Raw genomic sequence first — 15,328 nt, forward strand, 5'->3', positions numbered from 1 at the left:
CTGGTCACTGAAGGCGCGTTTGTGGAGGTTTGCCATGAGTCAGCAGCTACCCGGCGCGGGGCGCGCCATCACCGACTATTTCAACAGCCCGTCGTTTCATGCCCCGAAAGAGAGCGAACTACTGGAAGCCATTATGATGGAGCTGATGCAGAACGGAAAATCGCCCAGTAATAAAGCCATTATTGCCAACGTCATTGCACGTCTGGAGCATGAGGCTGATGAGTCGGTACTGGAAGGGTATCGTAACCTGCTGGCACAGATCCTGGAGAATCCTAAAGGGCGTCCGATCGGGTGAAGGGTTTCTGCGGAAGAGGGGTAAAAAAATCCCGCACAAGGCGGGAAAAGACGAGCATTGCATATTTTTCAGCGTCACGAGGAAATCACTGTTTTACCGGATGACCTTATCGCGCTGAGATTGCAGCCAGATGACAACTCACGCCCCTCCCTGCCCCCCTATACGAATGTTTACACGCGATAAGATTGCCATTCACCCTCGCCCCGTTAAGATATGCGCCGGACGCAGGCGGAGACAGGTAATGCGCAACTGGCACCAAAAACTCATAAATCAATTCAAGAAGGTGAGCCTTTATCTGCTGATGCCTGTCCTGTTACTGATCCTTTTTATCAGACTGGTGGATGCTTTTCGCTCCCCGGATCTTCCCGCCGATATTTCGACTCAGTCCCTGCATACAATAGACGGTCAGAATCTGACGCTGGCCGAATTGAGTGATAAAAAACCCCTGCTGGTCTGGTTCTGGGACCGCTGGTGTGGTGCCTGTAAAGACACGGTCCCCGTATTAATGCAGTTGAATGACAAACGCACCAGCGTACTGACTATCGCTCACCGTTCGGGCAATGACATTAGTATTGTTCGCTACCTGAATGGGCACCATCTGACCCTGCCTGTGGTTAACGACAGTCGGGGAGAGCTGGCCGCTCGCTGGAACGTGACCACAACACCAACCTTACTGATGGTGGCAAACGGGGAAGTCGTCGCGACCACCAGCGGCTGGACCAGCGCACCAGGGATCTGGCTGCGTCTGTGGTGGGTGAGGAAGTGGTATTACTGAGGGACGACCGGCACAGCGGGCGCCCCTGGGAATCAATCTGATGACAGGAGAGATCAGCCGCAGTAAACCTGGCTTATGTTACCCTGCTGATCGGCCATAAAGTTAATACGATTCAGGTTAAAATCCATCGTAACGGCAGAGTTATACGGAATGGCGCGCACAGCATTTTCAAAGCGCAAAGACGACACCGATGCCAGCGGCTTACCGACATATTGCTGATACTGAGAGGCGCCACATCTGTCCATCTCAGGATCGACCGGCGCGGCGGAAGCACTTTTATTGCTGCCCGACTGACAGCCTGAAAGCGCAACCAGCGCGGCAATTAAAGCCAGTTTCCCATAATATTTCACAGTTATTTCTCCTCTCTTTGCGTAGATATCCGGCAATTACCCTGAAAGGTTAACAGATTACACATTAATTGCGCAGCCAAAATCCCCCCTGACGCCTGGGCTTTTACGGGACACCAGCGCACATTCTGCTCAAATTTCAATCAGAGGAAGACTATAATTTTAACGGAATCCCCTGAGAGGATATTCTTATGGAACTGGCAATTTTTGTTACTTTTGCTGTCATCATGACGCTGGTGGCGGTAAGAATCCGTTAACCCTCTGAGCGCGCTTCTGGTCGACGGGAGCGCGCAATGTCGCTTAAGCTCCCGTGCCGTCCTGCATCGCGCCCCCGCGTAAAAAAATCTCCCTTTTTACACATTACGCTGCTGCCGTCGCCTTCTCGACAGCGTTCGTTGTGCTTGTTACCATCGCCTTCTTCACCGGCTATCGGACCCCCTGCCATGACACCCTCAACCGACCGGGTTAATCACACCCTGCTTTGCGCTGGCGTCTTTCTGGTCTGGTACAGCATCACGGTCATCGTCAGCAGTATTCCCCATTTCGCGGCGTTAAAGAGTCAGGGGCTGCTGATGCCGGTCCTCTGCCTGCTGGAGTTCGCCGCCCTGCTGCCCCTTTACCGCGCGTACTCGCGTCATTATTCAGATATCCCGCCAGGCAGACTTCGGCCGGGACAGACGCTGCTGTTCACCGGACTGCTGCTGGCTGTGATTGCCAGCCAGTCTCTCTATCTGCGTCAGGAAGGCTGGACCGGCGAGCAACTCAACGACAGCACCACCGTGCTGCTGGCCTTTGCCATCGCGGTCGTGTTTCTCGCGCCGGTATTTGAAGAGATCCTGTTTCGCGGCTTTATTCTTCAGGGATTCCTGCTGTGGGCACCCCGCCAGCGCGTGGCCTGTGCCCTACTGACCTCCCTTATCTTCGCGGCCATGCACACCCAGTATGCCCATCTGCAAACAGTGATTGCCCTGGTGGTACTCTCCCTGCTGCTGTGCGCCGCGCGCCTGGTTTCCGCCGGGCTGAAACTGCCCATATTCCTGCATATGCTTAACAATCTGCTCAGTATCAGCCCGATTCTGTGGAGCCACTTCAGCGGTCAGGGGGTCGGGGCATGATTCAATTTTATAACTGTTTCATTCACCTTATAACTTTCCAGCATAACGATAGCGAATAATCTACTATTGTTCTTAATGCTTGTTCCCTTACACTCGCGAAAAACGTCATTCCAGGAAACGTCATGAAAATTGCAGTCCCTTCCGTTCTTGCACTGGCACTGGCCGCCGCCTTTGCGGCCTCTGCCGCGACTCCGGCAGATACGCTGGTCATCGCTCAGTCTATTGATGATGCCAAAAGCTTCGACCCGGCAGACGGTTTCGAGCTGACCTCAGTTCAGGCGTTTACCAACCTCTATCAGCGCCTTGTCCAGTCCGATCCGCAAAACCCGATCGACCTGAAACCCACGCTGGCGACCCGCTGGACGCCAGGCAGCGATAACCGCAGTATGACGTTTACCCTGAAAGAAGGGGCTAAATTCGCTTCAGGGAATCCGGTGCGCCCGGAAGACGTCATCTTCTCCCTGTCGCGTGTGGTGAAGCTTAACCTCGACCCGTCGTTTATTCTCACCCAGTTAGGCTGGACTAAAGAGAACGTCGACGCCCAGTTTAAGAAAATCGATGATAATCAAGTAGAAATCCGCTGGAGTGCCGACGTCAGCCCAACCTACGTGCTCAGTCTGCTGGCCGCCCCGGTCTCTTCAATTGTTGATGAAAAAACCGTCATGGCGCATGAGCAAAAAGGCGATCTGGGTAACAAATGGCTGGCCCTGAATTCCGCAGGCAGCGGCCCGTATCAGATCCGCAAATACATACCGCATGAAGTCGTCCTGTTCAGCGCCAACCCGACCTCACCGGCCGGGGCACCTAAACTAAAAAATGTGCTGATCAAAAACGTCCCGGAGCCGGCGGCACGCCGTCTGCTGCTGGAACAGGGAGATGCCGATATCGCCCGTAATCTGGGGGCTGACCAGATGGCCTCCCTGAAGAATAAGCCGGGCGTGAAGACCCTCGCGGTGCCGATGGCCTCCCTGTACTACATTCAGTTCAACATTGATGCCAACCCGGCGTTGAAAAACCCGGCGCTGTGGGAAGCTTCCCGTTACCTGTTCGATTACAAAGGCATTGCTAACGATCTGCTGAAAGGCCAGTTCCAGGTGCATCAGTCCTTCCTGCCTGAGGGTTTCCTCGGTGCCCTCAATGACAACCCGTACAGCTATGATCCTGAGAAAGCCAAAGCCATTCTGAAGAAAGCCGGCCTGACCAACGTCAGCTTTAAGCTGTCTGTCAGCAATCAGCCGCCCTACCTCGACATTGCTCAGGCGCTGCAGGCCAGCTTTGCTAAAGGCGGGGTAAAAGTGGAAGTACAGCCAGGTATCAGCTCCGAAGTGGCGACCCGCGTGAAAGCGCACCAGTATGAAGCAACCCTGAATGCCTGGGGGGCAGACTACTTTGATCCCAATACTAACGCCGCCGCCTTTGCCTACAATCCTGAAGATGGCAGCAAAACCCTGGCATGGCGCTCTAACTGGCATATTCCGCAACTGAGCAAACAGACGCTGGCTGCGACGGCAGAAACCGACAAAGCGAAACGCGTCGAACTGTATGAAAACATGCAGCGCGAAGTGCAGAAGAACTCCCCGTATGTCATCGGCATGCAGGCCCGTAATCTGGTGGCACTGCGCGACAACCTGAAAGGCTACGTGCAGGGGATCAACCCGGATATGGTGTACTACAGCCAGGTCACCAAGTAATGGCGGTATCCGAACACAGCGCCGGGCCTTCTGCCCGGCTTTTCTGGCGCCGCAGCGGTGGGGCCCTTAGTGCCCTGCTTTCACTGGTGGTGACACTGCTCGGACTGCTGGTTTTCACCTTTGCCCTGTCTCATCTGTCTCCGGTCGATCCGGTGCTGCAAATTGCCGGCGATCATGCCAGCGAATCCACCTATGCTCAGGTCCGGGCCAGCCTCGGGCTCGATGAGCCGGTGCCGGTGCAGTTCTGGCACTATCTCGAACATCTGGTGCGTGGCGATCTCGGGATCTCCAGCATCACTAATCAGCCCGTTGCCAGCGATCTGCTGCGCACTTTCCCGGCGACCATTGAGCTGGCCACCTGCGCGATGATCTTCGGTGCCGTATTCGGTATTCTGCTGGCGCTGCTGGCCGCATGGAAACCGGGAAGCGTGCTGGATAACGTCGCCCGCCTGATCTCTCTGCTCGGCTACTCAGTACCGGTATTCTGGCTGGGGCTGCTGGGGCTGCTGCTGTTTTATGCCGTACTGCACTGGTCTGCCGGACCGGGGCGTCTGGATGATATCTGGATTTACACTCTGGAACCGAAGACCGGGCTGGTGCTGATTGACAGCTGGCTGTCCGGCGACCGTGAGATGTTCCGCAATGCCATCGCACACCTGTGGCTGCCGGTCGTGGTGCTGGGGCTGCTGTCGATGGCCACCATAACCCGCCTGCTGCGCGCGGCGTTACTGGAAGAGAGCAGCAAAGAGTATGTCACTCTGGCACGCGCCAAAGGGGCCAGCCGGGGGCGTATTCTGCTGCTGCATATCTTCCCTAACGTCCGTGGAACGCTGATCACCGTGCTGGCACTCTCCTATGCCACGCTGCTGGAAGGGTCGGTGCTGACAGAAACCGTCTTCGCCTGGCCCGGCGTCGGGCGCTATATGACCACCGCGCTGTTCGCCTCCGATACCCCGGCGATCCTCGGCTCCACCCTGCTGATCGGCGGCTGCTTTATCGCCATCAATGCGCTGGCGGATGCGTTAACTTATCTGACCGACCCGAGAACCCGATGACGCAATCTCTCTCTGATGCTGCAAGCGTCAAACCGCGCGCGCGACGTACCCGCCGCAATATTACGCTGATCGTTGGCCTGAGCCTGGTGGGGTTACTGATCTTCGCTGCCCTGTTTGCCCCACTGCTGGCCCCGTTTGATCCCAATGCCCAGGAAATGGCGGCGCGTCTGATGCCCCCCTCTGCCAGCCACTGGCTTGGCACTGATGGCTTTGGCCGCGACCTGCTCTCCCGGGTGATTTACGGCGCACGTCCGACCCTGCTGCTGGTGTCACTGATTCTGGTGCTGACCATTCCGGTCGGAATGCTGATTGGCATCAGCGCCGGTTATCTCGGCGGCTGGAGCGAACGTGTCCTGATGCGTATCACCGATATTTTCCTCTCACTGCCCAACCTGGTGATTGCCCTGGCGCTGGTGGCCATGATGGGGCCGGGCCTGATGAACGGTGCACTGGCGCTGGCGCTGACCAGCTGGCCTCCCTTTGCCCGCCAGGCACGCGCTGAAACGCTGGCGCTGCGCCGAAGCGACTATCTCGCTGCCGCACGTATGCAGGGCATCAACGGCCTTCGCCTGATGTTCGGGCACATTTTGCCCTTGTGCCTGCCCACCGCCGTGGTGCGTGCAGCGCTCAGCCTGGGTGGCATTATCCTCTCTGCGGCAGGGCTTGGCTTCCTCGGTATGGGTATTCAGCCGCCTACTGCGGAATGGGGCTCAATGGTCGCGGAAGGTAGCAAGGTCATCTTTGACCAGTGGTGGGTCGCTGCCGTTCCCGGCGGCGCTATTCTGTTCGCCAGCCTGGCGTTTAACCTGACAGGCGACGGCCTGCGTGACCGACTGGATACCCGAAATGGCAACTGATCCTTCTGCACAGATTGTCGCCGATGGTTTGACGATCGGCAGTGCCGACGGCACTGCGCTGGTAAAAAATATCAGCTTTACGCTGGGCCGCGAACGAGTGGCGCTGGTCGGCGAGTCCGGCTCCGGGAAATCGCTGACCGCGCGCGCACTGATGGGGCTGCTGGCGCCGTCACTGCAGATCCAGGCCAGAACGTTGAGCATCGCCGGGGAGAATGCCCTGACGCTGACCGAGCGACGCTGGAGCCAGTTGCGCGGCAGCGAGCTCGGCATGGTGATGCAGGATCCGAAATACGCCCTTAACCCGCTGCGGACGATCGGCTGGCAGGTGGCAGAGCCGCTCAGGCTGCATGGCCGCTTCTCACGGACTGAAATAAAAGAGAAGGTCTGCGATATGTTAGCGGCAGTGGGCCTGCCCCAGCCCGCAGAGCAAATGAAACGCTACCCCCACCAGCTTTCGGGCGGGATGGGCCAGCGCGTGATGCTGGCGATGGCGCTGATCGCTGAACCCCGTTTTCTGATCGCCGATGAGCCCACATCGGCACTCGATCACGCCATGCGCGATCAGGTGCTGGCGCTGATCCGCAATCTGGTGGAACAGCGTGATATGGGCCTGCTGCTGATCAGCCACGATCTGCAACAGGTCTCCGAACACTGTGACCGCGTAATGGTGATGTACCAGGGAGAAGTGCTGGATCAATTACCGGCCGCCGATCTTCCTCACGCCACGCACCCTTACACCCGCACACTGTGGTCGTGCCGCCCGAGTAAGTTGACGCGCGGCCAGCCGCTGCCGGTACTGGATCGTGACGCGCTGGCCGGGGGACTACAGCATGATTGATTTATCCCAACTGAGCGTGGCCCATAAGCAGGGTTACGATCTGCGCACCGTGGTGCATGATGTCACGCTGTCGGTGAAACCGGGCGAATGTTTTGGCCTGGTCGGCCCTTCCGGCTGCGGCAAATCATCGCTGCTGTGGGTGATGGCCGGTCTTAACCCCCACTGGCAGGGCGGGATGCAGCTGGCTGGCCATCAGGCAGCGCCGGGTAAGCCCTTCACCGGCCAGCTCAGGCGTGACGTGCAGATGGTATTTCAGGACCCCTATGCCTCACTGCATCCGCGCCATCGCCTGCGCCGGACGCTGGCAGAGCCGTTAAAGCTGATCCAGGCAGAGAATATTCACGATCGTATCGATCAGGGTTTCCGTCACGTCGGGCTGGATCCGGCGCTGGCCGACCGTTACCCGCATCAGCTTTCTGGCGGCCAGCGTCAGCGCGTTGCCATTGTGCGGGCGCTGCTGCTGGAGCCGAAAATCCTGCTGCTGGATGAACCCACCTCCGCACTGGATATGTCAGTGCAGGCGGAGATCCTCAACCTGCTCAATCAGCTGAAGCAGCAGGATAATCTGACAATGGTGCTGGTCAGTCACGATCCGGACGTTATCGATCATATGTGCGATCGCGCCGTGCAGATGGCGCAGGGGCGAATAGTCGCTTAACCGCTATACCCGGCCGGGATGCATCCGGGGTGACGCTTTTTTCGGCCGCCCCTTCGGATTGTGTCTTTAACAGCTAAGCATAGTCAGAACCGGCATTTCCGATGGCACGCTATCCGCCTATAGTCCTGATATCTTTCTCATTTCAGGACTTTTTATGCGCAACATCGTTCCTCTGCTCCTCGCCAGCACGCTGGCATTCACCCCTGTTGCTCAGGCCGCAACCCCTGCTGACACACTGGTGGTGGCCATCTCGCTTGACGGTATCATCAGCTTCGATCCGGCGGAGAGTTTTGAAACCGTCAGCACCAGTAGCCTGCGCAATGTCTACCAGACGCTGGTGTCACCGGCGATCCGTAATGAGCGCCAACTGTCACCAACGCTGGCCAGCCAGTGGCAGACAGGCAGCACAGAGCGTAGCCTGCGATTCACGCTCAAGCCGGGGCAAACGTTCGCCAGCGGCAACACGGTCACCAGCGACGATGTGATCTACTCACTCACGCGAGCGGTGAAGCTCAACAAAACGCCGGCGTTCATTCTTGGGGAGTTTGGCTGGACGCCGGAAAACATTGACGCGCAGTTCACCCGGCTCAGTGAGACGGAGTTTGAACTGCGCTGGGTATCCGACATTGGGCAGGATCTGGCGCTGCGTCTGCTCACCTCGCCCGTGGCGTCAACGGTCGACAGCAGGCTGGTCAAAAAGCACGTCAGTGAGCAGGATTATGGCAATACCTGGCTGCGAACGCATTCAGCGGGCAGCGGTGCCTTTGCTATCAGTCAATACATCCCCCAGCAGGCGCTGGTGCTGGAAAAAAATCCTCATGCCCGACCCGTCCCGCATCTGCAGCGGGTGATCCTGAAAAGCGTCACCGATACCGGTTCGCGCCGGTTGCTTCTTGAAAAAGGGGATGCCGATGTGGCCTATGACCTGGGTGCCGATCAGTTTGCCTCGCTGAAAAACCAGAAGAACGTGCGCGTCGCCAGTTATCCTTCCAGCCTGATTTACTACATCGGTTTCAACACCCAGGACAAACAGCAACCGGCGCTGGGTAATCCGGCACTGTGGCAGGCCGCTCGCTGGCTGGTTGACTATGACAGTCTGTCCACACAACTGCTGAAAGGCCAGTACCAGACGCATCAGACCTTCCTGCCTGCCGGTTTTGACGGCGCACTGACTAACCAGCCTTTCCACTACGATGTGGCAAAGGCGAAAGCCATCCTGGCTAAGGGGGGGATTAAGCCTGGCACCCGCTTCTCTCTGACCATTATTAATCAACCCCCCTATAGCGATGTCGCGCAGGCACTGCAGGCCAGCTTTGCCAAAGCCGATATCCAGATAGATATTCAGCCGGTGGCGGAATCAGAACTGTGGGGGAAAATGCGTGGGCGTAACTTCCAGTCCATCTTTATCTACTGGGGTGCGGACTATGTTGATGCCAACAGCAATGCCAGTACCTTCGCCTACAACGTGGCGGGTGGCCCCAAAACGCTCGCCTGGCGCGTGGGCTGGAACATCCCTGAGCTGAGTGCTAAAACGCGTGCAGCGGCGGCAGAAAGCGACGTCAAAAAGCGCACAGCGCTCTATCAGCAGCTACAAACTGAAGTGCAGCAGAATTCGCCGTATGTGGTGACATTACAGGGGCAGCAACAGGTTGGATTGGGTAACACTATTCAGGGCGACTATCAGGGGATCGGTATCAGTCTGCTCTATTTTGATCTGATCAGTAAAAAGTGATCGCCATCAGCTACGGGCTGTTGCCCGTAGCTGACACATTCAGGCATCTGAACAAGCGGCTCACGAGATCGCAGATTCAGAAGCGTGTTTATGCTTTTCCGCTTCAAAGTGCGTCTTAAACTGCTCATAGATCGAAATCATATTAGCCGCATCGCCCTGTAACGGGCTTAATTTCCCCGCGCGAACCAGTTCAATGACCAGCTGTAGGGCTGCTTGCTTCGGGCTGTTGGACGGGTGTGCAATTTCGTTCGACATATCTCATTCCGCTAATACAGTGTAACCCGCACTCTATCAAGGATAACCCGCCTGCGTCACTCTTTTTGCCAGCGATCCTGCGCAAACTTGTACATAAAAAAATAATGTTGTACAAGTTTACAGATGCAGGTAAAGTGAGCCCGTAACGAATTATGCATTTGCATGGCCTCGGGAAGTGTTCGTGGGTTTCCCACTTCCCGAGGCTTATTTTTCCCCTCCGCTTTCCCTCACCTCCTTCAATGATCTTTCTGTGCTTCTGACTCGCTATCTTTGATTTCAGACAAGGCAAAATCGCGCAAATAGATTAAATTTTAATCACCACAATGCAGTATGGGAGGGGATATGAAACGCCAAATGGTCGCCTCATCAGCGATTCACTCTGTCGGTTACGATGCCGAAAAACGAATACTGGAAGTGCAGTTACTGGGTCATGGCACCTGGACCTACCGCGATGTTCCACTGACCACCTGGCATTTTTTTATGGCCGCGCCATCGAAAGGCTCATTCTTCTATCAGCACATCAAGCATCAGTTTTTGCAGCAGTAGTCCCTGAGAAGTCAGGCGGAGACAGGCTGGTTTCCGCCTTTACTTCAGATCCAGCATAATTAAGAGTATTCTCATAGTGGTGCGCCCCCCTAAACGTCGATATTGCTTCAGCCTTATTACAGGCAACGGCCATAATGCGCAAAGGTCAGGGTGGCCTGCACTTATTGCCTGGAACAGTTAAGGCTAATGGAGGGCACACGATGTTGCAATTTCACGAAATACAAAGACTCTCCGAGCGCTGTGGTCTGATAGTGTTGCTCTCGGGCTTCAGTCTGTTCACGCCCTCTTCAACGGCAGAGAAAATTGTGATTTCCCTCTCGCAGGAGCAGGACGGCGGCGATGCTGGTCGAGCCTGTATCTATGTCCACCAGGGTAGCGCTGAGTTTCGTATCGTTAAACCCGACGAAACCTGTGCGGCAGAAATCACCGTTAATCAGCAGCGTAGTTAACCAGGCGGGAAATTTTACAGTAAAAGATCGGACTTCAACGCGGATATGATACCTTTAGTACAAGTGAACACCTGCAGATGCCATGCAGTGTAGCCCTCTGGCAAAGGAATCCGTTGTTTGAAAACGCTCAATATTAAATTGTTAACGCTTATCGCCACCTATCTGGTTATTCTGCTTCATACGGCAGCGATACCCTTCAGCACCTTTCATGGTGCCTGGTCGGTTGCGGTAATGTATGACGTACTGGGGAGAATTTCGTTTCCTCTTTATTTACTGATCGCCGGTTATATATCGCTAAATAAAAATGAATCTTTATTAAGCACGCTGAAAACGCGCGTAGTCGACTTACTGATCCCGCTTATTTTGTGGACGGTAATCTATTTCATTTATAACAGAAAAATAAACGAAAGCGCGACCCCCTTCAGCCTGCTGGACCTTCTGAGTACGCCAGCCTACGACCATCTGTGGTTTATCTATACGATGATTTTGCTGTTCCTGTTCACCCCGCTGTTGAACACCTTTATCCAGCACGGTAGCAGGCAGCGTATTAACTACATTCTTACCCTGTGGTTTGCGCTGGCATCGGTGTATATGCTGTTTGACCATTTTAAAGAGAGCGTGCTGGAAAATCACCCTGCACCGACACCCAGTAATATTGATATGGTAATCTACCTTTCAGGATTTTATATTATTGGAGGGGTCGTTCGCCGCTATAAATTGTCGCCAAAGGTCACTATCGCCAGTGTTATCTTTATTTTAAGTGCGGTATTAACTGCAGTGATGGGCTATTCTTTGTCGAAAAGCATTGGCGAACCCAATGATATCTTCCTGTTTTACTCTGCCCCGACCATCGTGGTGCTGGCACTGGCCTGCTTCTTTATGTTGCTGAATGCGCCACTGCGCTTTTCAAGACGAAAAAATCTGGTCATTCGCCATCTGGCCAGGCTGAGCGTGGGGGTGTTCTTTATTCATATGCTGGTATTGGAAACGGTACTCCGTGTCTGGAGCGTAAACTTTAACAACTACTACTCCGCATTAAGCATCCCACTGGTGGCTCTGGTCTGCTACGCGATATCAACACTGCTGATTGCCGTGCTGGAGCGCATCCCGGGACTCAGACGTTTGACCTGATGTCATGGCCGTTCAGCACCTTCCTGAACGGCCGCTGATAGCCGGTCGCAGACGTACCGGTTACTGGCCGGTTATCAGAACCGTGCCTCCGCAAATTTTTGCGGCTGATTGATTGCCCGACGGGCAATCCAGTACAGTAGTATGCGTTCGTCATCCTGATCCTGATCCGCCATCGCCAGTAGCTTTAAGCCCAGCGTGGATTTGTTAACGGGCTGTCCTGTAATACTCAGATCGACCACTGCTTTCCCAATGATATTGCACACTTCTTCTTCACTTGAAACCATCACTACATCATCAGTGCTCATTACATCCTCCTCTTGGGTTAAAGATTAAGCATAGCAAAGCTCCGCCTGTCTTTCGTCAGAGTCAGATCAATCTCATTTTTCGCTACGGTTCGCCCAGGGAAGCTGGGCCAGTGAGTGGCCACGGTAGACCCAGGCCGGTGGCAGGTTTGCCAGCACACGCGTACGATTCCAGGCAAAATAAGTGGAAAGCAGAGGCTCACAGAGTGAGGTGTACTGGAACTGCACGAACACACCATTAGCACTCAGTTGGGAGGCTGCCTGCTGCAAAATACGGTGGCGCACAGCATGAGGCAGCGACAGCAACGGCAGGCCGGAAAAAATGGCATCGAATTCTCCCTTCAGCGTTTCTGCCGACTCCCCAATCACCTGCAAGCGGGGATCCTGCAGTGCCATCAGTCGCGGATGAAAGCGCGGATTGGTCTCGAAGGTTAACAGCGTCGCCTCCGGCCGCATCCGGGTAAGCAGATGGCGGGTCAACACGCCATCACCGGCGCCCAGTTCAGCAATACGCAGACTTTCCTGCCAGTCCACAGCATCCGACATGGTTTTGCATAGGGCTTTTGATGAAGGCGCAATGGTACCGGTCTTGCGCGGGTCAGAAATAAACTCCTGCAAATAGCCGGTCTTATCTTTGATATATGACAGTGCGGATAGCAACATACTTCCCCTCAGTTCAACACGGCAGTCTTCAGTAGGCCATAAGTGACTCAACAAGTTCTTAAAAACCTGCTCTGTTTGGCTAAAACCAGGATTAATCGCAAATGGCCGCAGGAAGAGAGCGCGCGGTTCGGCGGGCGGAGAGGATATTCTGAAAATGAGACGGTGATTCCAGCTTCAGGCGGCCACATTTCACAACCAGCCTTATCCGTCCCTGACAGGAGAAAGTTCTTATTACGCGCTGTCCGTTGCTCGGCAGTAAAGATGACCGTTTGATGACAGCAGCGAAAGGTCAGTATTAGCTGGATCTTTTTTCCCGCCACGGTCGCTGGAGTCGGTCTGACACCATCGTGAGATGCCCATATCAACCCCTGTCAAATCTGATTATTCTTCTCCGGCAGCACCTGCTGTCTTCATGCCCGAGGATAATAAAATGAAATTCGCTAAATCAGTTTTTCTGCTGCTATTGCTGGCAGGAAGTGCCAATACCTGGGCCGTTACCGGTGCAGGTGAGGCAGCAGGAAGTAGTGCATCGACCATGTCAGACGGCACGTCAGATGCCGTTGGCGTCGGTGTGGTTGCCGCTTTGCTGGGCGTGGCGCTGGCCACATCAGGCGGCGGCGATGGCTCCAATACCGGCACCACGACCACCACAACATCGACGGTTTCACGTTAGTTATTTTTCAACACACAGCACTCAATGGCCCTGCGCATGCGCCGGGCCATTTCTGATCGCTCACACGACGTTGGGCATGTCTTTCAGTACCTGCTCAACCCGCCTGCGCTCTGCGCTGTCGAGCCCCAGCAACGGCCGGGGCAGAACCGGCTGGCAGATCCCCAGAATATCCGCTGCCGCATACATCACACGCAAACTGCTCAGGCTCTGAAAAAGCTGCCACAGCGGTTCAAACTGCTGGTTCAGCTCGGCGACCCGCTCTGCCTCTCCCGCCTGGGCGGCCCGGGTTAACGCCAGCGCTGGCTGCGGCAGCAGGCCGCCAACCACGCTAAACCACACATCGCCTCCGCCCAGCAATGCCCCGGCTGCAAACCAGTCGCCGCTGTAGCCGACCGCAAACTCCGCAGGAAACAGGTCGCGCAGCGCCGTCACATCCTGTTCACCGATACCACTCTGACCCGGCTGTTTCACCGCACGGATCTGCTTCAGCGTGCCCAGTCGCTGAAGCAGACGATGGCTAAAGGTAAAATGCGTGGTTCCCGGGTTATTGTAGACACAGACAGGCAGTCCGGTGGCACCGGCCACACTGGCATAGTGTTGAAACACTTCTTCTTCGCCCAGAGGGGTATAAGAAACCGGGGCCAGTAAAATACCTTTCGCCCCCGCGCTTTCAGCATCCTGCGCCAACAGGCAGGCTTCATCGGTGCGCAGTGCCCCGGCACTGGCGATAACCGGTATATCCGGCCCCAGACAGGCCACAGCAGCTTCAATGGCCCGCCGCTTCTGGTCACGGCTCAGATAAGCATACAACCCGGTGCTGCCGGGCAGGCCGACTGAGTCCACACCCGCCTGTTTCAACCGCAGCAACACCTTTTCCAGCGCCGGTATATCCACCACACCGGCTGCATCAGTCGGTGTGATGGGGAAAGCAGAAAGCCCCTTGAACTGCATGAATGACACTCCTGAAATGGCCAGCCTGACGCTGGCAATGGGTGGGTGAAATCAGAATCGTACAGCCGGGCACACGCGGAACACACCCGCTTCGTCCAGTCGCCTATACTTGAATCAGTTCCTAATCTGTCAAAGGAGTGAGTGATGTTAATCGGCTTCGTATTACTCGTCAGTGCCTGTGGATATGACGCCTGTGACGCACTGCCGGTATCCGAGCATATTTACCCCACCCGGTACGATTGTGAACAGATGGCCGAACGTATTCTTGCACGCCGCCCCAACGTCGTGCTGCTGTGTGGGGAGGTTTATCGTTAGCTGTTTTCTGTCGCCGCTGCGTCATCGACAAACCGCGTCACCGCCAGCAAACGGTTGACGTGCGTTAACAGCAGATCCACATCTGTCTGTAAAAAACCATCACCGCTCTGTGATGCAGCCAGAACAGCGTTCTGAATATTTTCGGAAATGGAGGCCGATCCGTCTTTACCCGCCGTTAGCAGCAGCGCGGCAATGAGCAGGGATTGGGCCTCGACCTGGGCTGTCAGCTCTTTAGTATCTACATCCATTTTGGCGAGCTTCATTAAAATATCGATGACCAGTTGCTTCATGTTGTTATTATCCTCATAAGATTATTCGTATGAAATTACCACCCTGATCGAAGCGGGTAAACAGGACAGTCCACAAGAAAGATCAATTCGTCGCATTTTCCGATAATGTCTGAGTGACGACTTTCACCCTCATCTGATAGCGCAATCGCTACTCTGCTGCCAGGCTTCCCCGAAACCCGCAAAGGAGAGACTATGTTCCGTTTTATTTGTTCACTGTTTTCCAGCCCTGAATCCCTGCTCCAGGTGATGAGCCAGCGTGATATCGCCGAATCCATTGAGGACGGTGATCGCATCCTGATTGATGAAGATGGCTGCGCTATGGTTAACTTTTCCAGCTATGAAGTGCATGAAGATTTTGCCCGGCACGTTAATACGTTAAAAGGGGCCTGA

The 15,328-nt window shown here is 55.3% G+C and carries 21 protein-coding genes; 15 read left to right on the forward strand and 6 right to left on the reverse strand.

The annotated features are described in order from the left end of the window. Positions 1-34 precede the first annotated feature (34 nt). A complete protein-coding gene (locus K6L24_RS16670; protein ID WP_062747877.1) occupies positions 35-295 on the forward strand; it encodes a biofilm development regulator YmgB/AriR family protein in 261 nt (86 codons plus the stop codon). Between the two features lie 283 nt (positions 296-578). Continuing rightward, on the forward strand, positions 579-1,070 hold the full coding sequence (locus tag K6L24_RS16675) for a thioredoxin domain-containing protein (protein ID WP_240343527.1): 492 nt from the start codon (positions 579-581) through the stop codon (positions 1,068-1,070). A 53-nt stretch (positions 1,071-1,123) separates the two neighbouring features. On the opposite strand, the gene K6L24_RS16680 is transcribed toward K6L24_RS16675, so the two are convergent. Then, positions 1,124-1,420 (reverse strand): I78 family peptidase inhibitor, encoded by a 297-nt coding sequence (locus K6L24_RS16680; RefSeq protein ID WP_062747879.1) that lies wholly within the window; start codon positions 1,418-1,420, stop codon positions 1,124-1,126. 440 nt (positions 1,421-1,860) lie between these two features. Between K6L24_RS16680 and K6L24_RS16685 the strand changes: the two genes are divergently transcribed. The 7 genes from K6L24_RS16685 (at position 1,861) to K6L24_RS16715 (ending at position 9,363) form a co-directional block, all read left to right on the forward strand. Beyond that, entirely contained in the window at positions 1,861-2,532 is a 672-nt protein-coding gene (locus K6L24_RS16685) for a CPBP family intramembrane glutamic endopeptidase (RefSeq protein WP_222681661.1), read from the forward strand. A 122-nt stretch (positions 2,533-2,654) separates the two neighbouring features. Beyond that, complete coding sequence (locus K6L24_RS16690) at positions 2,655-4,223, forward strand: ABC transporter substrate-binding protein (protein WP_062747883.1); 1,569 nt, start codon at positions 2,655-2,657, stop codon at positions 4,221-4,223. Next, positions 4,223-5,278, forward strand: a complete 1,056-nt coding sequence (locus tag K6L24_RS16695; protein ID WP_062747885.1) for an ABC transporter permease — start codon at positions 4,223-4,225, stop codon at positions 5,276-5,278. The genes K6L24_RS16690 and K6L24_RS16695 overlap by 1 nt, the downstream gene beginning before the upstream one ends. After that, positions 5,275-6,135 (forward strand): ABC transporter permease, encoded by an 861-nt coding sequence (locus tag K6L24_RS16700; protein WP_062747886.1) that lies wholly within the window; start codon positions 5,275-5,277, stop codon positions 6,133-6,135. The genes K6L24_RS16695 and K6L24_RS16700 overlap by 4 nt, the downstream gene beginning before the upstream one ends. Further along, positions 6,125-6,973 carry an ABC transporter ATP-binding protein gene (locus tag K6L24_RS16705; RefSeq protein ID WP_062747887.1) on the forward strand — a complete coding sequence of 283 codons (849 nt, stop codon included), beginning with the start codon at positions 6,125-6,127 and terminating at the stop codon, positions 6,971-6,973. Before K6L24_RS16700 ends, K6L24_RS16705 begins: the two co-directional genes overlap by 11 nt. Continuing rightward, entirely contained in the window at positions 6,966-7,631 is a 666-nt protein-coding gene (locus tag K6L24_RS16710) for an ABC transporter ATP-binding protein (protein WP_062747889.1), read from the forward strand. The genes K6L24_RS16705 and K6L24_RS16710 overlap by 8 nt, the downstream gene beginning before the upstream one ends. 154 nt (positions 7,632-7,785) lie before the next feature. Beyond that, a complete protein-coding gene (locus K6L24_RS16715) occupies positions 7,786-9,363 on the forward strand; it encodes an ABC transporter substrate-binding protein (RefSeq protein WP_222681662.1) in 1,578 nt (525 codons plus the stop codon). A 60-nt stretch (positions 9,364-9,423) separates the two neighbouring features. Here the strand turns inward: K6L24_RS16715 and K6L24_RS16720 are convergent, their stop codons facing one another. After that, on the reverse strand, positions 9,424-9,618 hold the full coding sequence (locus K6L24_RS16720) for a hypothetical protein (protein ID WP_012442290.1): 195 nt from the start codon (positions 9,616-9,618) through the stop codon (positions 9,424-9,426). A 342-nt stretch (positions 9,619-9,960) separates the two neighbouring features. On the opposite strand from K6L24_RS16720, the gene K6L24_RS16725 reads away from it, so the two are divergent. From K6L24_RS16725 to K6L24_RS16735, 3 genes are all read left to right on the forward strand, one after another. Continuing rightward, positions 9,961-10,164 (forward strand): KTSC domain-containing protein, encoded by a 204-nt coding sequence (locus K6L24_RS16725; protein WP_118664565.1) that lies wholly within the window; start codon positions 9,961-9,963, stop codon positions 10,162-10,164. Between the two features lie 200 nt (positions 10,165-10,364). Beyond that, positions 10,365-10,613: a hypothetical protein gene (locus K6L24_RS16730; RefSeq protein ID WP_222681663.1), complete on the forward strand. Its 249-nt coding sequence runs from the start codon at positions 10,365-10,367 to the stop codon at positions 10,611-10,613. 117 nt (positions 10,614-10,730) lie between these two features. Continuing rightward, a complete protein-coding gene (locus K6L24_RS16735; RefSeq protein ID WP_194715982.1) occupies positions 10,731-11,744 on the forward strand; it encodes an acyltransferase in 1,014 nt (337 codons plus the stop codon). A gap of 74 nt (positions 11,745-11,818) precedes the next feature. On the opposite strand, the gene K6L24_RS16740 is transcribed toward K6L24_RS16735, so the two are convergent. Both K6L24_RS16740 and K6L24_RS16745 read right to left on the reverse strand, forming a co-directional pair. Next, entirely contained in the window at positions 11,819-12,049 is a 231-nt protein-coding gene (locus K6L24_RS16740; protein ID WP_062747898.1) for a hypothetical protein, read from the reverse strand. A 72-nt stretch (positions 12,050-12,121) separates the two neighbouring features. Beyond that, a complete protein-coding gene (locus K6L24_RS16745) occupies positions 12,122-12,709 on the reverse strand; it encodes a class I SAM-dependent methyltransferase (RefSeq protein ID WP_062747900.1) in 588 nt (195 codons plus the stop codon). Between the two features lie 430 nt (positions 12,710-13,139). Between K6L24_RS16745 and yjbE the strand changes: the two genes are divergently transcribed. Then, complete coding sequence (gene yjbE, locus K6L24_RS16750; protein ID WP_118664566.1) at positions 13,140-13,382, forward strand: exopolysaccharide production protein YjbE; 243 nt, start codon at positions 13,140-13,142, stop codon at positions 13,380-13,382. Positions 13,383-13,442: 60 nt separating this feature from the next. On the opposite strand, the gene K6L24_RS16755 is transcribed toward yjbE, so the two are convergent. Continuing rightward, the gene (locus K6L24_RS16755) at positions 13,443-14,333 is read right to left on the reverse strand and encodes a dihydrodipicolinate synthase family protein (protein WP_191927289.1); all 891 of its coding nucleotides are present in this window, start codon (positions 14,331-14,333) and stop codon (positions 13,443-13,445) included. Positions 14,334-14,477: 144 nt separating this feature from the next. Between K6L24_RS16755 and K6L24_RS16760 the strand changes: the two genes are divergently transcribed. Further along, positions 14,478-14,648 carry a hypothetical protein gene (locus tag K6L24_RS16760; RefSeq protein ID WP_167550588.1) on the forward strand — a complete coding sequence of 57 codons (171 nt, stop codon included), beginning with the start codon at positions 14,478-14,480 and terminating at the stop codon, positions 14,646-14,648. Here the strand turns inward: K6L24_RS16760 and iraP are convergent. Then, positions 14,645-14,938 carry an anti-adapter protein IraP gene (gene iraP / locus K6L24_RS16765; RefSeq protein WP_062747906.1) on the reverse strand — a complete coding sequence of 98 codons (294 nt, stop codon included), beginning with the start codon at positions 14,936-14,938 and terminating at the stop codon, positions 14,645-14,647. The two genes, K6L24_RS16760 and iraP, sit on opposite strands and share 4 nt — an antisense overlap. Before the next feature lie 192 nt (positions 14,939-15,130). Here iraP and K6L24_RS16770 point away from each other — a divergent pair, with 192 nt between their 5' ends. Continuing rightward, positions 15,131-15,328 carry a hypothetical protein gene (locus K6L24_RS16770; protein ID WP_062747907.1) on the forward strand — a complete coding sequence of 66 codons (198 nt, stop codon included), beginning with the start codon at positions 15,131-15,133 and terminating at the stop codon, positions 15,326-15,328.

It is taken from the genome of Erwinia persicina, from assembly GCF_019844095.1.
GTDB lineage: Bacteria > Pseudomonadota > Gammaproteobacteria > Enterobacterales > Enterobacteriaceae > Erwinia > Erwinia persicina.

Excerpts from the sequence above, each read along its gene's own strand:
- K6L24_RS16720 (WP_012442290.1), bottom strand. The coding sequence starts at position 9,618 with ATGTCGAACGAAATTGCACACCCGTCCAACAGCCCGAAGCAAGCAGCC.
- K6L24_RS16670 (WP_062747877.1), top strand. The coding sequence starts at position 35 with ATGAGTCAGCAGCTACCCGGCGCGGGGCGCGCCATCACCGACTATTTC.
- K6L24_RS16715 (WP_222681662.1), top strand. The coding sequence starts at position 7,786 with ATGCGCAACATCGTTCCTCTGCTCCTCGCCAGCACGCTGGCATTCACC.
- K6L24_RS16760 (WP_167550588.1), top strand. The coding sequence starts at position 14,478 with ATGTTAATCGGCTTCGTATTACTCGTCAGTGCCTGTGGATATGACGCC.
- K6L24_RS16755 (WP_191927289.1), bottom strand. The coding sequence starts at position 14,333 with ATGCAGTTCAAGGGGCTTTCTGCTTTCCCCATCACACCGACTGATGCA.
- K6L24_RS16725 (WP_118664565.1), top strand. The coding sequence starts at position 9,961 with ATGAAACGCCAAATGGTCGCCTCATCAGCGATTCACTCTGTCGGTTAC.
- K6L24_RS16700 (WP_062747886.1), top strand. The coding sequence starts at position 5,275 with ATGACGCAATCTCTCTCTGATGCTGCAAGCGTCAAACCGCGCGCGCGA.
- K6L24_RS16770 (WP_062747907.1), top strand. The coding sequence starts at position 15,131 with ATGTTCCGTTTTATTTGTTCACTGTTTTCCAGCCCTGAATCCCTGCTC.
- K6L24_RS16730 (WP_222681663.1), top strand. The coding sequence starts at position 10,365 with ATGTTGCAATTTCACGAAATACAAAGACTCTCCGAGCGCTGTGGTCTG.
- K6L24_RS16710 (WP_062747889.1), top strand. The coding sequence starts at position 6,966 with ATGATTGATTTATCCCAACTGAGCGTGGCCCATAAGCAGGGTTACGAT.
- yjbE (WP_118664566.1), top strand. The coding sequence starts at position 13,140 with ATGAAATTCGCTAAATCAGTTTTTCTGCTGCTATTGCTGGCAGGAAGT.
- K6L24_RS16695 (WP_062747885.1), top strand. The coding sequence starts at position 4,223 with ATGGCGGTATCCGAACACAGCGCCGGGCCTTCTGCCCGGCTTTTCTGG.
- K6L24_RS16690 (WP_062747883.1), top strand. The coding sequence starts at position 2,655 with ATGAAAATTGCAGTCCCTTCCGTTCTTGCACTGGCACTGGCCGCCGCC.
- K6L24_RS16740 (WP_062747898.1), bottom strand. The coding sequence starts at position 12,049 with ATGAGCACTGATGATGTAGTGATGGTTTCAAGTGAAGAAGAAGTGTGC.
- K6L24_RS16705 (WP_062747887.1), top strand. The coding sequence starts at position 6,125 with ATGGCAACTGATCCTTCTGCACAGATTGTCGCCGATGGTTTGACGATC.
- iraP (WP_062747906.1), bottom strand. The coding sequence starts at position 14,938 with ATGAAGCAACTGGTCATCGATATTTTAATGAAGCTCGCCAAAATGGAT.
- K6L24_RS16745 (WP_062747900.1), bottom strand. The coding sequence starts at position 12,709 with ATGTTGCTATCCGCACTGTCATATATCAAAGATAAGACCGGCTATTTG.
- K6L24_RS16685 (WP_222681661.1), top strand. The coding sequence starts at position 1,861 with ATGACACCCTCAACCGACCGGGTTAATCACACCCTGCTTTGCGCTGGC.